The sequence below is a fragment of the Amphibacillus indicireducens genome (assembly GCF_039539605.1).
Classification (GTDB): Bacteria; Bacillota; Bacilli; order Bacillales; family Amphibacillaceae; genus Amphibacillus; species Amphibacillus indicireducens.
Map to the genome: position 1 here is coordinate 1 of NZ_BAABDL010000144.1, position 1225 is coordinate 1225.

At 30.0% G+C, this 1225-nt stretch carries 1 protein-coding gene; it reads left to right on the top strand.

The window, feature by feature from the left end:
* Positions 1 to 187 precede the first annotated feature (187 nt).
* Positions 188 to 955: a hypothetical protein gene (locus ABD814_RS12540; RefSeq protein WP_344913844.1), complete on the top strand. Its 768-nt coding sequence runs from the start codon at positions 188 to 190 to the stop codon at positions 953 to 955.
* The last annotated feature ends 270 nt before the right edge of the window (positions 956 to 1225 follow it).

Genomic DNA, 1225 nt, shown 5'->3' on the forward strand with positions numbered 1-1225 from the left:
CAGATGGTAAAATTTAACTCACAGTTTGAGCAAGTAATATGCATTTAAATAAATTTACTCTTCATAGCTATATTATAATGGATAATGTTGATTATTGAAAGATAATTAGTTATAATCTAATGGTTCATACATCCCTTTTCATGGAAAGTATGACTATATTAAAAACTAAATAAAGGAGAGTAAGATAATGATAACATGTCCCAGTTGCGGGAACAGACAAGAAAGTGGGAATTTTTGCGAATCTTGTGGTCACGCTATGCTTGATCAGTCATCACAAATAGAAGGTAATCCATCCTTTGAAAAAATGAAGAGACTATCTAAATCCTTTTTCCAATATGCCATTGAACGTTTCAAAAAACCAAATCTAGTTTTTTTAGATGATGAGCAAGATTTTCCTAATGCCTTAATAGCCTTTTTTCTATTACCCTTTCTCATTGCTACTTTTATTTATGCAATCTTAAATCAGATCTATCGGATAGAGTTTTCAGGTTATGCTCTTAATCAAACCCGTTTACCCTACTTTAATTTAACGAGTAGATTATTTATTATATTTCTGTTGCTCTTGGTATGTGGTTACTTTGCAAACCTACTGATAATGAAAATAACGAATCATCCTATTTCGAATAAACAGTTATTCAGTAAATACTTCGGACTTCAGGTTCCCTTTTTATTTATATTTGCTGGATTAATGTTACTTAGTTTGTTAGGGATAATTTCAATTAATCCCTTCCGGCCTGAAGATTCTCTTTGGCTTTTAATTTTAGTCACAATAGTGGTGGTGATCATGATGGTAATCAACCCAATTATTATCGCTTTCCATCAGTTATCCCTACAAAGGAATCATCAAAGCTATTATTTTACTTCCTTATCCTTTTTAATTAACTTATTATTTATGTACATCATTACCAAATTATTATACGAGAGTTTCATAAATGAACTTATCAATATGTTTTAATTTGTTCATTAAAAAAGACAAGTTGAGATAAAATCTCTATAACTTGTCTTTTTTATTTGTTATTAATTAGTGTACACTGAATAATATCTAAATGCCGTCCTCTTAACAGTTCTGTTGATTTTTTGATATACTAAGTGCAAGGTATTTTAATTGCTGAGCGAAAAAACCGTGCACTTTTATACAAGAAAGGCGATGAACGATAAAGTCCATATAATTGTGTAAAAGCAAAAAGGTCAAATGAATGCCTCTTTTACGGTACAATGTTTTTAA

Bases quoted from the DNA above. Each gene is read 5' to 3' on its own strand.
- ABD814_RS12540 (WP_344913844.1), top strand. From the start codon at position 188: ATGATAACATGTCCCAGTTGCGGGAACAGACAAGAAAGTGGGAATTTT.